This is a genomic window from Streptomyces sp. MMG1121 (genome assembly GCF_001280015.1).
Classification (GTDB): Bacteria; Actinomycetota; Actinomycetes; order Streptomycetales; family Streptomycetaceae; genus Streptomyces.
The window spans coordinates 1-17,119 of record NZ_LGDV01000038.1 but is presented as its reverse complement, the minus strand read 5'-3'; the positions used below and the strand labels follow the sequence as shown (position 1 = coordinate 17,119).

Sequence of the window (17,119 nt, the reverse complement as noted above, 5' to 3'; positions counted from 1 at the left end):
AGAGTCAGGTTAGGCTCACCTCTGTGAGTAGGTGCACAACCGTCTCCCGGAGCCTCGACGAGCCCGTTTCCGGTACGGCGGCCACGGCGACGACGTGGCTGCTGTTGGAACAGCCCGGCCCGTGGGGCGCCAAGGCGCTCACTTCGAGCCACCTGGACCCCCGGGTGGGCCGGGCGCTGGAGCAGGCCACCGAGGGCACCGGCGTACGCGTCGCCCTCATCCGGCGCCCCGGGCGCCACGCCGACCCCGGTACGCCGCCGCTCCGGCATGTGTACGCGGCCCACACCGTTCCCGGAAACGTGTGGCTTCATACCGCCACCGTCCGCGATCCGGGCCGACTGCTCGACCTCGACTTCGCCACACTCGGCGCGGGCGACCACCGGACCTTCGCAGCCGCGCTCGACGGCCGGCCGCACACGGACGACCCGCTCGCGCTCGTGTGCACCAACGGCAAGCGCGACCGTTGCTGCGCCCTCCTGGGCCGTCCCCTCGCCACCGAACTGGCCGCTTCGGGAGTGCCCGGAGTCTGGGAGGTCACCCATCTGGGTGGACATCGCTTCTCGCCGACGGTGCTCGTCCTGCCGTACGGATACGCGTACGGCCGCGCCGAGGCGCACACCATCAAGGAGGCCCTGCACGGCGTCCAGGAGGGGCGCGTGGTGGTCGAGGGGTGCCGGGGGTGCTCCGCCTGGGAACGGCCCGGCCAGGCGGCCGAGCTGGCCGTCCGCTCGGCGGCGCGCGAGGACCGCGCGGGCATGCTGAGCGTCGTACGGACCGACGGCGGGGGGCCGCGCTGGGAGGTCACCGTCGGACACAGCGACGGTCGCCTGTGGCGGGTCACCGTGGCACAGGGCACGTCGCTGCCGCCGCGCCCGGAGAGCTGCGGCGCCGCGGTGCTCGGCACGCCCGCGCGGATGGACGTAGTGGCCGTGCGCGAGCTACGGCGGACGGCACTGGCGAGCTGACTCCACGCGACCCACCCCGACTTCTTCAAGAATTGGTCAAGAGATCCACGCCACACCCTCTGGGGACGCACCCGTTGCTGCACGTACCGTCGTGGGCATGCGCCCCACTCCCCCTGCACGCCGCCTGCGCCTGGGCCTGCCCCGACGGGTGTTCTCCCAGGTACTGCTCATGCAGGTGGCCATCGCCGCAGGGGTGGCGGTACTCGCGACCGGACTGTTCCTCGCCCCGCTGAGCAAGCAACTGGACCAGGAGGCGATGCGCCGCGCACTGGCCATCGCCCAGACCACGGCCCAGGACCCGCAGATCGCCGAGGGCGTCCAGAACACCCCGCCGACCCGGAACGGCCCGGTACAGCGGGAGGCCGAGCGGATCCGGCGGGCCACCCAGGCCGAGTACATCGTGGTCATGGACACCCACGGAATGCGCTGGTCGCATCCGACGGCCTCGGAGATCGGCGCACCCGTCTCGACAGATCCCCGCGACGTCCTGGCCGGCAACGACGTCATGGAGATCGACAAGGGCACCCTGGGCCGCTCGGCCCGCGGCAAGGTGCCCCTGTACGACGCCGGCCACCGGATCGTCGGGGCGGTCTCGGTGGGTATCGCCTACGACAGCGTGCGGGCGCGGCTGATCAGCGCGATCCCGGGGCTGTTCGCGTACGCCGGCGGCGCTCTGGCGGTGGGCGCGCTGGCCGCCTGGCTGATCTCGCGCCGGGTCCAGCGGCAGACCCGGGACCTGGCCTTCTCCGACATCTCGGCGCTGCTGGCGGAACGCGAGGCGATGCTGCACGGCATCCGGGAGGGCGTGGTCGCCCTCGACCGCGAAGGCCGCGTCCGTCTGCTCAACGACGAGGCACGGCGGCTGCTGTGCCTCGGTGACGAAGCGGTCGGCCGGACGCCTGACGAGGCGCTCGGTGCGGGCCGCACGACGGACGTCCTGGCCGGCCGGGTCACCGGCACCGATCTGCTCACGGTGCGCGGCCAGCGCGTGCTGGTCGCCAACCGTATGCCCACCGACGACGGCGGCGCCGTGGCCACCCTGCGCGACCGCACCGAACTGGAGCAGCTGGGGCGGGAACTCGACTCCACGCGCGGGCTGATCGACGCCCTGCGCGCCCAGGACCACGAGCACGCCAACCGCATGCACACCCTGCTCGGGCTGCTGGATCTGGAGATGTACGACGACGCCGTGGAGTTCGTCGGCGAGGTGGTCGGCGACCACCGGGTCACCGCCGAGCAGGTCACCGAGAGGATCCAGGACCCGCTGCTGGCCGCGCTGCTGGTCGGCAAGGCGACCGTGGCGGCCGAGCGCGGAGTCGCCCTGTGGGTGTCGGAACGCACCCGGCTCCCGGACCGGCTGATCGATCCCCGGGGCCTGGTCACGGTCGTGGGCAACCTGGTGGACAACGCCCTGGACGCGGTCGCGGGCACGCTGCACGCGCGCGTGGAGGTCGAGTTGCGCAGCGAGGGCCGTACGGTCGTCCTCCGGGTGCGTGACACCGGCCCAGGTGTCCCGGCGGACCAGCGGGAGTTGGTCTTCACGGAGGGCTGGTCCACCAAGGAACCGCCCGCGCACGGCAAGCGGGGCATCGGACTCTCCCTGGTGCGCCGGCTGGCCGAACGGCAGGGCGGCACGGCGGCAGTGGGCACCGCGGACGGCGGCGGCGCGGAGTTCACGGTGGTCCTGCCGGACGCGCTCACCGAGCCGGGGCCGGAGCCGAGACCGGAACCGGAGTCAGAACCGGAGCCGGTGCCGGAGCCCGCGCTCACAAGAGCGGCGGAGCCGGCCCCCGGGCGCGTTCCCGCCGCCGTCGAGGAGGAGACGCGATGATCGAGGTCCTGGTCGTGGACGACGACACCCGCGTCGCCCGGGTCAACGCCGCCTACGTGGAGAAGGTCCCGGGCTTCCACGTGGCCGGCGAGGCGCACAACGCCGCCGAGGCGTTGCGCCTGGTGGAGACGCTGCCGCGGCTGGACCTGGTCCTCATGGACCACTACCTGCCGGACGACACCGGTATCGCGGTCGTGCGGGAGATGCGCCGGCGCGGCCACCAGACCGACGTGATCATGGTGACGGCGGCGCGGGACGTGTCGACCGTGCAGGCGGCCATGCGGCACGGAGCACTGCAGTACCTGGTGAAGCCGTTCGCCTTCGCCGGACTGCGGTCCAAGCTGGAGGCGTACGCCGACCTGCGACGCACCCTGGACGGCGGCGGCGAGGCCGAACAGGCCGAGGTGGACCGGATCTTCGGCGCCCTGTCCGCGCCGTCGGAGCCCGGCCTGCCCAAGGGCCACTCCCCCACGACGGCCGAGCTGGTGCGCCAGGCACTGATGAACGCCCAGGGGCCGCTGTCCGCACAGGAGATCGCCGAGCGGACCGGGGTGAGCCGGCAGACCGCCCAGCGCTATCTGAAACTGCTGGAGCGCACGGGACGGGCCCGGTTGACCCTCAAGTACGGCGACGCGGGCCGCCCGGAACACCGCTACGTGTGGGCGACGCGCGTCTGAACGGACAAGGTGTGCAAGTTACTTGAGGACCTTCTGCAGACCTTGCCGCCTTCTCGACCAGGATCGTCGCGACGATCGGGTCGGTGATCATGCCGCCGTCGATCGCGCCCTTCTGCGGGGCCGCGACGAAGGCCACCCCGGCCGGTGGAGGAACCCAGCCCGGTCATCTCCGGCTCGCGGCCCTCGAAGTCCTGGGCGACCTGAGGCTGCCCGCCCGCCTTGCCGGAGACGGCCTCGACCTCGCCGGGCGCGTGCGGACCTCTTCGCCGAGCGACTCCCAGATCTCGCGGTGGATCTCGATGCACCGCGGCTCGAGGCGCACCGATTCGGCCTGCGCGGGCCCCGGCAGGTCGATGTCGAGTGCGACGCCCGACCACTGTCTGCCGGACCAGACCGGTCTACCGTTCACCTTCGCCGCGCTGCGCCGCACCATGGACCGGGTGGTCGGCCGCAACCTGACGGTCAGGAACAGGCCGGCCGGAGCACCGGTCCGCCTGGACGGCGCCGTAACGATCCGCCCGGTCCGCTACACGGCCCCGGCACCGGTCAGCGATCGCACCTCGGTCTCGGCGTACTTGGCCTCGTCCGCGACCTCGTCCGAGGTGACCGTGCCCAGCCAGCCGGCCAGGAAGCCGAGCGGGATGGAGACGATGCCCGGGTTCTGCAACGGGAAGTACTGGAAGTCGACGCTCGGGAACAATGCACCCGGACTGCCGGAGACCACCGGGGACAGCAGCACGAGCCCGAGCGCCGGGACCAGCCCGCCGTATACGGCCCACACCGCGCCGCGGGTGGTGAAGCCACGCCAGAACAGCGAGTACAGCAGCACGGGCAGGTTCGCCGACGCGGCGACCGCGAAGGCGAGGCCGACGAGGAAGGCGACGTTGAGATCGCGGGCCAGCAGGCCGAGCGCGATCGCCACGACGCCGATACCGAACGCCGCGAACCGCGCCACCGCGACCTCGCTGCGCGGCTTGCCGTGCCGCCGTCGCAGCGACGCGTACAGGTCGTGCGCCACCGAGGCCGACGAGGCGAGCGTGATGCCGGCGACCACGGCGAGAATCGTGGCGAAGGCTACGGCGGCCACGACGGCGAACAGAACCGTCCCACCCGTGGAGCCCGCGCCGCCGCCCAGGTCCAGGGCGAGCAGCGGGACCGCCGTGTTCCCGGCCGCGTTCGAACCACGCACGGCGTCCGGCCCCACCACCGCGGCCGCGCCCAGACCGAGGACGATCGTCATCAGGTAGAAGCCGCCGATCAGCCCGATGGACCACACCGCCGAGCGGCGGGCGGCGCGCGCGGTGGGCACGGTGTAGAAGCGGGACAGGATGTGCGGCAGCCCCGCCGTACCCAGCACCAGGGCGAGACCCAGGCTGATGAAGTCGAGGCGCGCGGTCCAGGTCCCGCCGTACTTCAGGCCCGGCGCCAGGAACGCCCTGCCGTGGCCGCTGCGCTCCGCGGCCGCGAGCAGCAGCCGGTCGAAGTCACCGTGGAAGCGCAGCAGGACGAGCACGGTCAGCACGACCGTCCCGCCCAGCAGCAGGACCGCCTTGACGATCTGGATCCAGGTCGTGGCCCGCATCCCTCCCATCGACACATAGATCACCATGAGCGCGCCGACCCCGATGACCGCCCAGGCCTGCGCCATCCCGCTCGACCGCCCCAGCAGCAGCGCCACCAGGCTGCCCGCGCCGACCATCTGCGCCACCAAATACAGAACGGACACCGTGACCGAGGACGTTCCCACCGCGATCCGCACCGGCCGCTCGCTCATCCGCGCGGCCACCACGTCTGCCAGTGTGAACCGCCCGCAGTTGCGCACCAGTTCCGCCACCAGGAACAGCACCACCAGCCACGCCACCAGGAACCCCACGACATACAGCAGCCCGTCGTACCCGTAGAGCGCGATGAGCCCGGTGACCCCGAGGAAGGATGCGGCCGACATGTAGTCCCCCGCGATGGCGAAACCATTTTCCATAGGCGAGAACAGCCGCCCGCCCGCGTAGAACTCCTCCGCCGAACCCTGCCTACGACGACTCACCCATGTCGTGATCCCGAGCGTGACGGCCACGAAGCCGCTGAACAACACCAACGCCAGCGTCTGATGGCCCCCGGTCACGAAGCGCCTCCCCGCACACCGCGGGTCAGTTCCTGCGTGTCCCAGCGCAGCTCGAGCGCCGCCCGGTCCCGGCGCAGCCGCGCATGCCGAGCGTAGGCCCAGGTGAGCAGGAACGTGGTGAGGAACTGCCCGAGCCCGGCCAGCATGCCCACGTTCACCGCTCCCGCCACGGGCCGGCCCATAAGGCCTGGCGCGGTCGTGGCGGCGACCACATACCCCACGTACCAGACGAGGAAGGCGACGGCTCCCGGCACGACGAACCGTCGGTACCTCCTGCGCACTTCCTGGAAAGCGGCGCTGCTCTGCACCTCGACATACACCTCGCGGGCGCGAACCTGCGGTCCGCTTCGCTCCCCACGAGCGGACGGAACCACTGCCGCCGGCATACCGGCACCGTCCAGCTCACCCCAGCCGGAGGCCAGCGCGTCGTACCAAGGGTCCTCGTGCGTCGCGTCGCGCGAGGGCGCGCCGTGATCTTCCCGGTTCTCGGCCGAACTCTCGGAACCGTCCCCGGCTCCGCGGGCACGACCGTTGCTTGACTGCATGCCCAAGGATGGACAGACCGGGAAGATCCCTGACTCTTCTTCCTCCGGCTCTTCACCCCATCAGGTGATTCCCTGTGTGGGCGGTCTCACCAACCCCCTGCTGTAGGCGTAACGCACCGCCTGAGCACGGTCCTTGAGGCCCGTCTTGGAGAAGAGGTTGTTGATGTGCGTCTTCACCGTCGCCGTCGACACATGCAGCGTGCGGGCGATCTCCTGGTTGCTGAGGCCGTCGGCGATCAGCAGCAGGACCTCGGTCTCGCGCATGGTCAGCCCGTCGGGCGGCTCCTCGGCGGCCGCGGACGGGCCGGGCTCGGGCTGCGACAGCCGCTCCAACAACCGGCGCTGGACACTCGGCGACAGCCCCGCGTCCCCCGACAGCACACTCTCCACGGCTCGCACGATCTCGTCGCCGCCCGCGTCCTTGGTCAGATAGCCCCGGGCGCCGGCGCGCAGCGCGGGGAACAGCGACTCGTCGTCCGCGTACGTGGTGAGCACCACGACCTGGGTCTTTGGATACTGTGCCCGGATCCGCCGGGTGGCCTCAACTCCGTCGCATCGGGGCATCCTGAGGTCCATCAGGACGACATCCGGGGCGAGTTCCCCGACCAGCTGGACCGCCTCCTCACCGTCCCCCGCCGCACCGACGACCTCCACGCCGGGCAGCAGTCCGAGCAGCATCACGATGCCTTCCCGGACCACGGTCTGGTCATCGGCCACCACCACGCGTGCAGGCTTCTTCTCCCCTTCCGTCTCGGTCATACAGGCACCTTCAGCGTCACCACGAACCCCTCCTCGTCCGGCCCCGCGTCCAGCGAACCGCCCAGCAGCTCAGCGCGCTCACGCATACCCAGCAGACCGTACCCGCCTCCGGATCTCGTGAGTTCGCCCGGCGGCCCACCCGAGTCCCGTACGTCCAGCGTCACTTCATGGTCGTTGTAGTCGAGTCGCAGCCGTACCTTGGCGCCCTGGGCGTGCTTTCGGACGTTCGTGAGCGCCTCCTGCGCGACCCTGCGCACGGCCTGGGAGGCCTCGGCGGACAGGGGTCTGCGCTCACCCGTGACGGTGACCTCGGCACCGTCGGTTCCGGTCACGAGTTCGCTCAGGAAGTCCTCCAGCGGGGTCAGTTCGCCCCGCAGGGCGGACAGCGCCTGCCGGGTCTCCGCAAGCCCGTCCCGGGCCATTCCGCGCGCGGCGACCACCCGCTCCAGGATCCTGTCACGGTCGGCGCCGTTCTCGATCAGCAGCCGGGCGGCCTCCAGGTGCACGAGCTGAGCCGAGAGGCTGTGGGCCAGCACATCATGAATCTCCCGCGCGATCCGAGCCCGCTCGGCCAGCGCCGCGGACTCGGCCTCGGCGGCCCGCGCGGCCCGCTCCTGGGCGAGCAGCCGCTGGGCGCTGCCCCGGGCTTCCGCGTCCAGCCGCAGGACGTATCCGGCCAGGGCCATGCCCGCCGCTGTGGCGGCCGTCGTCAGCCAGACGTCGTTGTTGAACGCGGAGTACGAGGCCAGGGCCACCGACGTCACAGGCAGTGCCGCCGCAAGCGGCAGCCGCTCCAGGGCACTGATTCCGCAGCCGCACCAGAGCATCAGGGCCGGTCCTCTGAACCCTGTGGCCTCGGCGGCGACCGCGATGGCCAGGAGCACACCGATGAGCGTGAGAGACGGCACCAGCCGGTGTTGGTAGGTGGTCCGGAAGAAGGCCCAGGAGACGAGACCTGCGACGAGGACCGTCGCCGCTGCCGCGAGGGCGCCCCAGGTGCCTACGTGCCTCTGGTGGAACGCCCCCCACAGCAGCAGGGCGAGCACGACGAGCCTCACGGCCCAGGCGAGCATCCGCCGGGGCCGGCTGGTGCCCGCTCGGCCGAGCGCCTCGCGCGACGGCCAGCGGATCCAGGCGTTGTCCGTCACGCGTGCTCCTTCCAGGCCGACCGCATGTCGTCACCGTACGCCGGTGCGGGACGGGTCGCGGTGTCGACGGCCTTGGCCCGATAGACCAGGAAGCCGCTGCGGACCAGCAGGGTGCCGGCGAGGCCGAGCATCAGGGCGGAGCTGTCCTGGTGCAGCCCCAGTACGGAACCGAGGGCGTAGACACCGATCCGCAGGGCGATGCCCACGGCCCACACGGCACCGCTCGCCTTGGTGCTCTTGGTCCACACGACGCCGTCCTGAGCCGTCCAGACACGGGTCGTCCAGGCCCAGCCGGCACCGATGGCCAGACCTATGAGCAGCTCCACCGCGAGCAGTGTGGCGGACTCGGCACGGTGGTGGGCGTCGAGGAGGCCGGGCTCGCGCAGCGCGACGACGGCGAGGACCACGGGAACCAGCCACCAGCGCCGGTCGGTGTTGATCGGACGGGCACGGAACTGCCGCACGATCACTATGGCGACCACGGCCACGATCATCAGCGCGTTGACGAGCCCGGACATCAGAGCCTCCGTGAGGGAGAAGGTGGTGCCGGAGCAGGCGCTGCCGACACCTTCGAAGTTACGGAAATTGGCAGGTCCGGAGATCGGAGCGGAGGTGGATCACGGGTGGAAACCTTGAGCCGCTCGTCTCCACCCACGGGTGCAGACGCCGGGCGATGGAAGGGTTGAACGGCGGGGTCACGGGCCGGGGGCCACGTCTCAGACGCCGGTCGGAGCCTGGTGGGCCGCCGATAGCCGGGCGCGCCCGTGGAACGCGGGGACCGGTGACGCTGACCGGGCTGCGATGCGCCGGCGGCGCTGTCAGCACCAGTCCGACCGTTGACTCGCTGAGGGCACGTGCAATGGCCACCGGCCGTGGCGATCAGGCGGCCCACCGCTCGGAGGGCGGGTGCAGCGCGCCAACCGGCCCGGGGCCTGATGCAACCCCCGGTCCATGTGCGTGCGTCGACGGCCGGCCGGAAGCGGGTGCGTCACCGGTCAGCGACTGACGGGCCAGGTGAGACGGCGACCGGCCGGGGGCAGGTGGGATAGCGGCCGGCGGGGCAGGTGCGACACACACCGCCTATGGACGCCACGGCGACCGGGCAGGCGTACTTCTCCCTCGCTGCCGCCGGTCCAGGTGCGCGGCGAACCGCCATCGTCGCCCTGGGCCACGCACCCGACTGCCACCGTCCTCCTGGGTCCGTCCCGGCGACCGGTGTCGGGCCCAAGTCCGCGCCCGACGGCCGCTGTCCGCCCGGGCACGCACCCTACAGCCGCCTCGGCCCGGACCAGCGCCGAACCGGCACCGGAGGCCGCCAGGCCCGTCCAGCCCGCCCGGTCGGCCGAGGCCCAGCGCAGTGGCTACGCGTCGATGCGTGACCGGTCCAGCGTCGCCGCCGAGCTGGAGATGAACTCCTTGCGGGGTGCCACGTCGTTGCCCATGAGCAGGTCGAAGACCTGTTCCGCGGCGTCCAGGTCGGAGAGGTTGATCCGGCGCAGGGTGCGGTGGCGCGGGTCCATCGTGGTCTCGGCCAGCTGGTCGGCGTCCATCTCGCCCAGACCCTTGTAGCGCTGGATGGAGTCCTTGTACCGGATTCCCTTGCTCTGGAACTCCATCAGTTGGTCGCGCAACTCGCGGTCCGAGTACGTGTAGACGTACTTGTCCTGGCCCTTCTTGGGCTGGATGACCTCGATCCGGTGCAGCGGCGGCACCGCGGCGAAGACCCGGCCGGCCTCGACCATGGGCCGCATGTAGCGCTGGAACAGCGTGAGCAGCAGGCAGCGGATGTGGGAGCCGTCCACATCGGCGTCCGTCATCATGATGATCTTGCCATAGCGGGCCTGGTCGATGTCGAAGGTGCGGCCCGAGCCCGCTCCTATGACCTGGATGATCGCGCCGCACTCGGCGTTCTTGAGCATGTCGGTCACCGATGACCGCTGCACGTTGAGGATCTTGCCTCGGATCGGCAGCAGGGCCTGGAACTCGGAGTTCCGCGCCAGCTTCGCCGTACCGAGCGCAGAGTCGCCCTCGACGATGAACAGCTCGCTGCGGTCGACGTCGTCGCTGCGGCAGTCGGCGAGCTTCGCCGGCAGGGACGAGGACTCCAAGGCGGTCTTCCGCCGCTGGGCGTCCTTGTGCTGGCGGGCCGCGACGCGCGTACGTGCGGCGGCCACCACCTTCTCCATGACGACCCGGGCCTGCGCCGCGGCATCACGCTTGGTGGCGGTCAGGAACGCCTTCAGTTCCTTGGTCACCACGTTGTTCACGATGCGGCGGGCCGCCGAGGTACCGAGGACCTCCTTGGTCTGGCCCTCGAACTGCGGTTCGGCCAGTCGCACGGTGACGACTGCGGTGAGGCCCTCCAGGGCGTCGTCCTTGACGATGTTGTCCTCGGCCACGCGCAGCATCTTCTTGGCACGCAGCACGTCGTTGAGCGTCTGGGTGACGGCCTGCTCGAAGCCGGTCAGGTGGGTGCCGCCCTTGGGGGTGGCGATGATGTTGACGAAAGACCTGACCGTCGTGTCGTAGGCCGTGCCCCAGCGCAGCGCGATGTCCACGCCGAGTTCGCGGGTGACCTCGGTGGGGGTCATCTGGCCGTGCTCGTCGAGGACCGGGACGGTCTCCTTGAAGGTGCCCTGGCCCGAGAAGCGGAGGACGTCGCAGACAGGCTTGTCGTTCGCCAGGTACTCGCAGAACTCGCTGATGCCGCCGTCGAAACGGAAGGACTCCTCGCCCTTGCTGCCGCCCTCGCCCAGGCCGAACTCGTCACGGACGACGATCGTCAGGCCGGGTACCAGGAAGGCGGTCTGCCGGGCGCGCTGGTGCAGGGTCTCCAGGGCGAGCTTGGCGTCCTTGAGGAAGATCTGCCGGTCGGCCCAGTACCGCACGCGTGTGCCGCTGCGGGTCTTGGGGACCTTCTTGGTCTTGCGCAGGCCGCTCGTGGCCTCGAACTTCGCGTCGGCGCCCTCGGTGGCGAAGACGCCCGGCACGCCCCGGCGGAAACTGATGGCGTGCGTGTGGCCGCCCCGGTCCACCTCGACGTCGAGACGGGCGGAGAGGGCGTTGACCACGGAGGCACCGACGCCGTGCAGACCACCGGAGGCGGCGTACGAACCGCCGCCGAACTTGCCGCCGGCGTGCAGCTTGGTCATGACGACCTCAACGCCGGACAGGCCCGTCTTCGGCTCCACGTCCACGGGGATGCCACGGCCGTTGTCCCGCACCTCGACGGAGCCGTCGTCGTGGAGGATCACTTCGATGTGGTCGCAGTAGCCGCCCAGGGCCTCGTCCACGGAGTTGTCGATGATCTCCCACAGGCAGTGCATCAGACCGCGGCTGTCGGTCGAGCCGATGTACATGCCCGGACGCTTGCGCACGGCTTCGAGGCCCTCGAGGACGAGCAGGTGCCGCGCGGTGTAGTTGGAACCGTCCCGGTCTGCTCCTGCCAGCAGCGCTGTGGACGGCACGGACGTATCGGCGGTCACGCGGTTCGCTCCTCGCTGAATTTCAGTTGACCCCCTCTTGCGCGAGGGGGCGGCTTCGGTCGCCGCTCAGAGGGTACCGAGGCCTGGTAGAGCCGGTGTAACGCCACCCTCATCACAAACTCAGACTAGTCCAGACTCGTATGCATGTTCGATCCCTCGATGGAGTGAAGCACACATCACGTTCCCTTGGAGGCATGAACCATTTAGGCTCCGGGCACGTCCTCATGAACAACCGGCAACCCGGCCGGGAGGATCGAGACACAACACTGCGCGAAACCGTAAGCACTCAAGACACGCACTACGGCCCATTCGCCGCCAACCGGCAGCAGACAGCCGCCACGGAAGATTTTTTTCGAGGAAAAGCCACGAGCGGGAACGTTTTCGGGCTGGTTGGATGTTGACCCTGGTACGACAGCTCGTCGAGCTAGAGAAGAGGCGACGTGACTACTGTTCTGACCCCCGCGAGCCCGCTGACGGCCGCCGATCGCTGCGACCGCTGCGGCGCCCAGGCATACCTGCGCGTCGTCCTGCTGAGCGGCGGAGAACTGCTCTTCTGCGCCCACCACGGTCGCAAGTTCGAGCCGGAACTCAAGAAGATCGCCGCTGAAATACAGGACGAGACTGAGCGGCTGACGTCCGCTCCGAACACCGCTTCCGACGAAGAGCGCTGATATCTCGCACACACGACGAGCCAGCCCCGGCACAGGCCGGTGTACGGGCGGCCGCTCCCGGACCGGGAGCGGCCGCCCGTACGCGTGCCCCCACGCGACCCACGGGAGCCCTCAGAAGCGCATGCGGGGCCGTTTCCGGCCCCCTCAGAACCCGTCCAGGGCTCGTACGACCTCGGAGACCCGCGTGTAGACCCCGGGGCTTCCCGGCTTACCGCAGCCACTCCCCCACGACACGAGACCGATGAGCCGCCCCTCGGCCACCAGCGGGCCACCGCTGTCGCCCTGACAAGCGTCCGGACCGCCGGCGGACTCTCCGGCGCAGAGCATGCTGCCCGACCGGTAGGTACCATCCGGGCCGCCCGGGTAGGCGCGGGCGCAGAGATCGTCGGACAGCACGCGCACGTGTGCGGCATGGAGCCGGCGCGCGTAGGCGCCGCTGCCGCTCGTATCGCCCCATCCGGAGACCAGGGCCTGGGTGCCTGGCCTGTAGGCCGGGTCACCCGCACCGGCCATGGCCACGACCGCGCCCTGCGGCAGCGGCTTGGCGAGGCTGAGGACGGCGAAGTCACCGGTGTTCGTCGCGGTGTCGTACCCCGGGTTGACGCGGGCGTCCTGTACGGCGATCTCCTCACCCTTGCCCGACAGCAGGTCCGTACGGCCCGCGATGATCCGGAGGTCGCGTACACGATTCGGCGGAGCCCCCAGGACGTCCTCGCCCAGACAGTGGGCAGCAGTGAGCACCGTGGTCCGCGCGACCACCACGCCGCCGCAGAACTGGCCCGCCCGCGTACCCCCGAACCGGTCACGGCTGGACAGCGCGACCGTCCACGGGGCCTGGGAGACGTCTATCGGAAAGCCCCCGACCACCACGCTGTCGGCGGCCACGGGGGCCGCGCTCACCAGGGGTATGACGGTCATGATGGCCGCCAGGGCCAGCGGCCGGATCAGTGCCCGGGCAACAGAAGAGCGCATACAGGATCCTCACTCTCGGGTGGTTCCGGAACACCTAGAGTGATTCACTGCACCGCTGCGCGCAGCACGAAGGCCCGGCCCCCGCGCAGGGAACCGGACCTTCGGCGTCGTTCGGACGCGACCTAGTCGAGGTAGTCGCGCAGCACCTGCGAGCGCGACGGGTGGCGCAGCTTCGACATGGTCTTGGACTCGATCTGGCGGATGCGCTCACGCGTCACGCCGTAGACCTTGCCGATCTCGTCGAGAGTCTTCGGCTGACCGTCGGTGAGACCGAACCGCATGGAGACGACGCCGGCCTCGCGCTCGGACAGGGTGTCCAGAACGGAGTGCAGCTGCTCCTGCAGGAGCGTGAAGCTGACGGCGTCGGCGGGGACGACGGCCTCGGAGTCCTCGATGAGGTCACCGAACTCGCTGTCGCCGTCCTCACCCAGCGGGGTGTGCAGCGAGATCGGCTCGCGGCCGTACTTCTGGACCTCGATGACCTTCTCCGGGGTCATGTCGAGTTCCTTGGCCAGCTCCTCCGGGGTGGGCTCGCGGCCCAGGTCCTGGAGCATCTGGCGCTGCACGCGCGCGAGCTTGTTGATGACCTCGACCATGTGCACCGGGATACGGATGGTGCGGGCCTGGTCGGCCATGGCGCGTGTGATCGCCTGACGGATCCACCAGGTGGCGTACGTGGAGAACTTGTAGCCCTTGGTGTAGTCGAACTTCTCGACCGCGCGGATCAGACCGAGGTTGCCCTCCTGGATGAGGTCCAGGAAGAGCATGCCGCGGCCGGTGTAGCGCTTGGCCAGGGAGACCACCAGACGGAGGTTGGCCTCCAGGAGGTGGTTCTTGGCGCGGCGGCCGTCCTCGGCGATGATCTCCAGCTCGCGCTTGAGCTTCGGCGCCAGCTTGTCGGCGTTGGCCAGCTTGTCCTCGGCGAAGAGACCCGCCTCGATGCGCTTGGCCAGCTCGACTTCCTGCTCGGCGTTGAGCAGGGGGACCTTGCCGATCTGCTTCAGGTAGTCCTTGACCGGGTCGGCGGTGGCACCGGCCGCGGCGACCTGCTGCGCGGGCGCGTCGTCCTCGTCCTCGTCCGAGAGGACGAAGCCGGCGCTCTCGGCGCCCTCGGGCTCGTCGGTGGCCTTGGTCTCCTCAAGGACCTCTTCTTCGAGGAGCTCGACGTCGTCCTTCTTGGCCGTGGTCTTCTTGGCGGCCGTCTTCTTCGCGACGGTCTTCTTGGCTGCCGCCTTCTTGGCGGTCGTCTTCTTGGCGGCGACCTTGGCGGAGGCGGCGTCCTCGGGGGAATCGGCTGCGACCGCCGCGGCGGGCGCCGCGGGAGCGGCCGTGGTGGCGGTGGCCTTCCTGGTCGTCACCGTCTTCGCCGCGACCGTCTTGGTGGCGGTGCGCTTGGCCGGACTCTTCGCTGCGACGCTCTTGCGGGTGCGCTTGGGCTCTGCGGCACTGACCATCAGCGTCACACCCTCTTCCTCAAGGATCTGGTTGAGGCTGCGCAGTACGTTCTTCCACTGAGTGGCCGGAATCTGGTCAGCTTCGAAGGCCCGACGCACATCGTCGCCGGCGATCTGCCCCTCAGCCTTTCCCCGCTCAATGAGCGCCATGACAGAGACGGACTCGGCGATCTCCGGCGGGAGCGTACGGGATGTGCTGGCCGACACGAACAACCTCTCGGAACGTTGGAAAACGGCTTCCGGCACCGTCCACTGTGGACAGGAGCCGACCACCGGCCTGGGGATGGGCCGACGGAGCGGGCGGGGGCCGGGAAGATACACAGCGCCTGTGATGGCGTCCGTATTCCCTCCGCGGCTGTCACCTCTTAGGTCATCGCGCTGTTCCCACAAGCGTTACGCCCAATCTACGTGGCCCGAGTCACACCCCGTAAGCATTCAAAAACGGTCAGACACGGGCAGAGGGGATCACCACCAGCCTGACCCCGGTCACGCGCGGGACCATGGCGGCCCGTCGCACCGCCGGACCCCGCCGGATCCTGAGCGGACCGGCGGGGTCCGGCGGCGGCCGGTACCCGAGCCCGGCGTCGACACGCGAACCGCGAGAACCACGCTGACGCCGCACACCGGCGACCTCACCGTCCTCGTCGCGGAAGTCAGTGCTCGCGCGGGGCGGGCACCACACGTTCGACCTCGGGGTGGACCGTGAGGAGTTGACGCATGGCCGCCTCCGCAGCCGCGCCGTCGCCGGTGCCGAGAGCGTCGACGATGCGCGCATGCTGCGCGAGGGACGCCTCGTTCGGCCGGTCGCAGCCCGTGACCGGGCCGCCCGACACCTGGAGGGCGGCCGAGACGATCCCGGACAGGTGCTCCAGCATGCGGTTGCCGGCGATCTGGATGAGCAGGCCGTGGAACTCGTTGTCGGCACGCGAATAGGTCAGCGCGTCGCCCTGGGCCATGGCGTGGCTCATGATCTCGACCATGTCACAGAGGCGCTGCTGCACCTCCTCGCGTCCGTGCCCGGCGGCGAGGCGGGCGGCGAGCGGCTCGATGGTCCAGCGCAGCTCGCTCAGCTCTCGGCGCTGGTCGTCCCGCTGGGGCCCGAAGGCCCGCCATTCGATGATGTCCGGATCGAGCAGGTTCCAGTCGCTGACGGGACGCACGCGCGTGCCGACGTTCGGGCGGGCACTGACCAGGCCCTTGGCCTCGAGGACACGGAGGGACTCACGGACGACGGTGCGGGAGACCTCGAAGCGCTGGCCGATCTCCTCGGGCACCAGCGGGCGGTCCGCACCCAGGTCCCCCGAGACGATCATCTGCCCCAGCTGCTGGACGAGTTGGCCGTGCAGTCCGCGTCCGCGGCTGCCTGCGGCACGCCTGCCGACGCGGCCCAGCTCCGGGTCCACGCCGTCCCAGGAAGGCGTTCCCACGCGGTCGGCCACCGGGGCCTCGGCGTAGGGGTAGCGGTCGAGTTCGCCCGGACCGGCCAGACCGGAGTCGGCGGAGCGGGCGGCGGTCATCATGGTGTGCGCAAGGGTACTCACGGATCCTTTGTCGGCGCCGTCTCCAACTCCCTTGAGGTCTTTGGTGAAAAGCACACGAAAGGGTGATCGCTCACCCCGTCGCAATTGACGCCTTATCGGAAAGAAATGGGCTTTCTGTGGGGAGTTGCACACATGGCGAGATCGGAAGTGAACGCACACTCCTTACCGGAACCTGGTACGCAGCGTCGTGAACAGATACGCGCACAGCAGTGCCGACAGCGACAACGCCAGTGCGCCGCCCACGGGTTGGGCCAGAACCCGCGCCAACCCCAGGAGGTATCGCTCCCCTCCGAAGGGCCACTGCGACAGGAAGACCTCCCTCATGCGCTCCGGAAACCCGGCCGCCAGGCGTAGAGCGGGTCCCTGCATCGTCTGGTGTACGACAGGGACGACAAGGACGGGTACGGCGAGCACGGCGGCCAAGCCTCCCGTGGTGGACCGGAAGACACCGGCCGCGAGGACACCGGCCCAGGCGCAGCCGACGACGAGACCGAACCAACTCGCCCCCGTCGAAAGCCAGTCCGCGGGAACTTGTGTCACATCCCGTCCGTAGACGATGTAGAGCACTTCGGCGTCGCAGCCCACGGTGAGGAAGGCGAGCAGCAGCGCGGTGGCCCCGGACACGAGGAGTTTCGCGGTCAGAAGCCCCAGCCTGCGGGGCACGGTGCCGCGGTCCGCCGCCAGCGCGGGGTGGCGGAACTCGTCCCCGAAGGCCAGCGCACCGAGCAGCCCCGCCGCGAGCGCCGCGGGCGGCAGCGGCAGCTCCCGCGGCCACGCCGCGAACAGCCGCGCCTGCGGGGTGTGGCCGAGTCGTGCCAGCAGTACGGCGGTGAGCGCGGACACCGCCAGCACGACACCGCAGGTGAGGAAGCCGACGCTGATTCCGCCGGCGCGCCGGATCTCGTATCGCAGGGGGCGGAGGGGGCTGGGGGCGGGGCGGACGGAAATGGGG

The 17,119-nt window shown here is 70.3% G+C and carries 13 protein-coding genes and 2 pseudogenes; 4 read left to right on the top strand and 11 right to left on the bottom strand.

Features of this window, described 5'->3' with window-relative positions:
- Nucleotides 1-23: 23 nt before the first annotated feature.
- From ADK64_RS05055 to ADK64_RS05045, 3 genes are all read left to right on the top strand, one after another.
- Entirely contained in the window at nt 24-965 is a 942-nt protein-coding gene (locus ADK64_RS05055) for a sucrase ferredoxin (RefSeq protein WP_053655206.1), read from the top strand.
- A gap of 97 nt (nt 966-1,062) precedes the next feature.
- Nucleotides 1,063-2,796: an ATP-binding protein gene (locus tag ADK64_RS05050; protein WP_234384464.1), complete on the top strand. Its 1,734-nt coding sequence runs from the start codon at nt 1,063-1,065 to the stop codon at nt 2,794-2,796.
- Nucleotides 2,793-3,473, top strand: coding sequence for a DUF7342 family protein (locus ADK64_RS05045; protein WP_053655202.1), 681 nt, complete (start codon nt 2,793-2,795; stop codon nt 3,471-3,473). Before ADK64_RS05050 ends, ADK64_RS05045 begins: the two co-directional genes overlap by 4 nt.
- Before the next feature lie 163 nt (nt 3,474-3,636).
- Here the strand turns inward: ADK64_RS05045 and ADK64_RS46975 are convergent.
- The 7 genes and pseudogenes from ADK64_RS46975 to ADK64_RS05015 form a co-directional block, all read right to left on the bottom strand.
- Nucleotides 3,637-3,831 (bottom strand): annotated as a pseudogene (locus ADK64_RS46975) (hypothetical protein); the annotation flags it as partial.
- A gap of 168 nt (nt 3,832-3,999) precedes the next feature.
- The gene (locus ADK64_RS05040) at nt 4,000-5,592 is read right to left on the bottom strand and encodes a cation acetate symporter (RefSeq protein ID WP_053655199.1); all 1,593 of its coding nucleotides are present in this window, start codon (nt 5,590-5,592) and stop codon (nt 4,000-4,002) included.
- The gene (locus ADK64_RS05035; protein WP_053655198.1) at nt 5,589-6,137 is read right to left on the bottom strand and encodes a DUF485 domain-containing protein; all 549 of its coding nucleotides are present in this window, start codon (nt 6,135-6,137) and stop codon (nt 5,589-5,591) included. The genes ADK64_RS05040 and ADK64_RS05035 overlap by 4 nt, the downstream gene beginning before the upstream one ends.
- Before the next feature lie 60 nt (nt 6,138-6,197).
- Nucleotides 6,198-6,896: a response regulator transcription factor gene (locus tag ADK64_RS05030; protein WP_053655196.1), complete on the bottom strand. Its 699-nt coding sequence runs from the start codon at nt 6,894-6,896 to the stop codon at nt 6,198-6,200.
- Complete coding sequence (locus ADK64_RS05025; protein WP_053655195.1) at nt 6,893-8,044, bottom strand: sensor histidine kinase; 1,152 nt, start codon at nt 8,042-8,044, stop codon at nt 6,893-6,895. Before ADK64_RS05025 ends, ADK64_RS05030 begins: the two co-directional genes overlap by 4 nt.
- Entirely contained in the window at nt 8,041-8,562 is a 522-nt protein-coding gene (locus ADK64_RS05020) for a hypothetical protein (RefSeq protein WP_053655194.1), read from the bottom strand. Before ADK64_RS05020 ends, ADK64_RS05025 begins: the two co-directional genes overlap by 4 nt.
- 843 nt (nt 8,563-9,405) lie before the next feature.
- A complete protein-coding gene (locus tag ADK64_RS05015; protein WP_053655193.1) occupies nt 9,406-11,529 on the bottom strand; it encodes a DNA gyrase/topoisomerase IV subunit B in 2,124 nt (707 codons plus the stop codon).
- Nucleotides 11,530-11,969: 440 nt separating this feature from the next.
- On the opposite strand from ADK64_RS05015, the gene ADK64_RS05010 reads away from it, so the two are divergent.
- On the top strand, nt 11,970-12,200 hold the full coding sequence (locus ADK64_RS05010) for a DUF7455 domain-containing protein (RefSeq protein WP_053655192.1): 231 nt from the start codon (nt 11,970-11,972) through the stop codon (nt 12,198-12,200).
- Between the two features lie 144 nt (nt 12,201-12,344).
- Here the strand turns inward: ADK64_RS05010 and ADK64_RS05005 are convergent, their stop codons facing one another.
- From ADK64_RS05005 to ADK64_RS04990, 4 genes and pseudogenes are all read right to left on the bottom strand, one after another.
- Nucleotides 12,345-13,172, bottom strand: a complete 828-nt coding sequence (locus tag ADK64_RS05005) for a serine protease (RefSeq protein WP_053655191.1) — start codon at nt 13,170-13,172, stop codon at nt 12,345-12,347.
- A 122-nt stretch (nt 13,173-13,294) separates the two neighbouring features.
- Nucleotides 13,295-14,833, bottom strand: a complete 1,539-nt coding sequence (locus ADK64_RS05000; RefSeq protein WP_053655978.1) for an RNA polymerase sigma factor — start codon at nt 14,831-14,833, stop codon at nt 13,295-13,297.
- 446 nt (nt 14,834-15,279) lie between these two features.
- The gene (locus ADK64_RS04995) at nt 15,280-16,167 is read right to left on the bottom strand and encodes a FadR/GntR family transcriptional regulator (protein ID WP_078992491.1); all 888 of its coding nucleotides are present in this window, start codon (nt 16,165-16,167) and stop codon (nt 15,280-15,282) included.
- Nucleotides 16,168-16,329: 162 nt separating this feature from the next.
- A pseudogene (locus ADK64_RS04990) lies at nt 16,330-17,119 on the bottom strand (ABC transporter); the annotation flags it as partial.

Bases quoted from the DNA above. Each gene is read 5' to 3' on its own strand.
- ADK64_RS05005 (WP_053655191.1), bottom strand. From the start codon at position 13,172: ATGCGCTCTTCTGTTGCCCGGGCACTGATCCGGCCGCTGGCCCTGGCG.
- ADK64_RS05020 (WP_053655194.1), bottom strand. From the start codon at position 8,562: ATGTCCGGGCTCGTCAACGCGCTGATGATCGTGGCCGTGGTCGCCATA.
- ADK64_RS05035 (WP_053655198.1), bottom strand. From the start codon at position 6,137: ATGCAGTCAAGCAACGGTCGTGCCCGCGGAGCCGGGGACGGTTCCGAG.
- ADK64_RS05050 (WP_234384464.1), top strand. From the start codon at position 1,063: ATGCGCCCCACTCCCCCTGCACGCCGCCTGCGCCTGGGCCTGCCCCGA.
- ADK64_RS05045 (WP_053655202.1), top strand. From the start codon at position 2,793: ATGATCGAGGTCCTGGTCGTGGACGACGACACCCGCGTCGCCCGGGTC.
- ADK64_RS05030 (WP_053655196.1), bottom strand. From the start codon at position 6,896: ATGACCGAGACGGAAGGGGAGAAGAAGCCTGCACGCGTGGTGGTGGCC.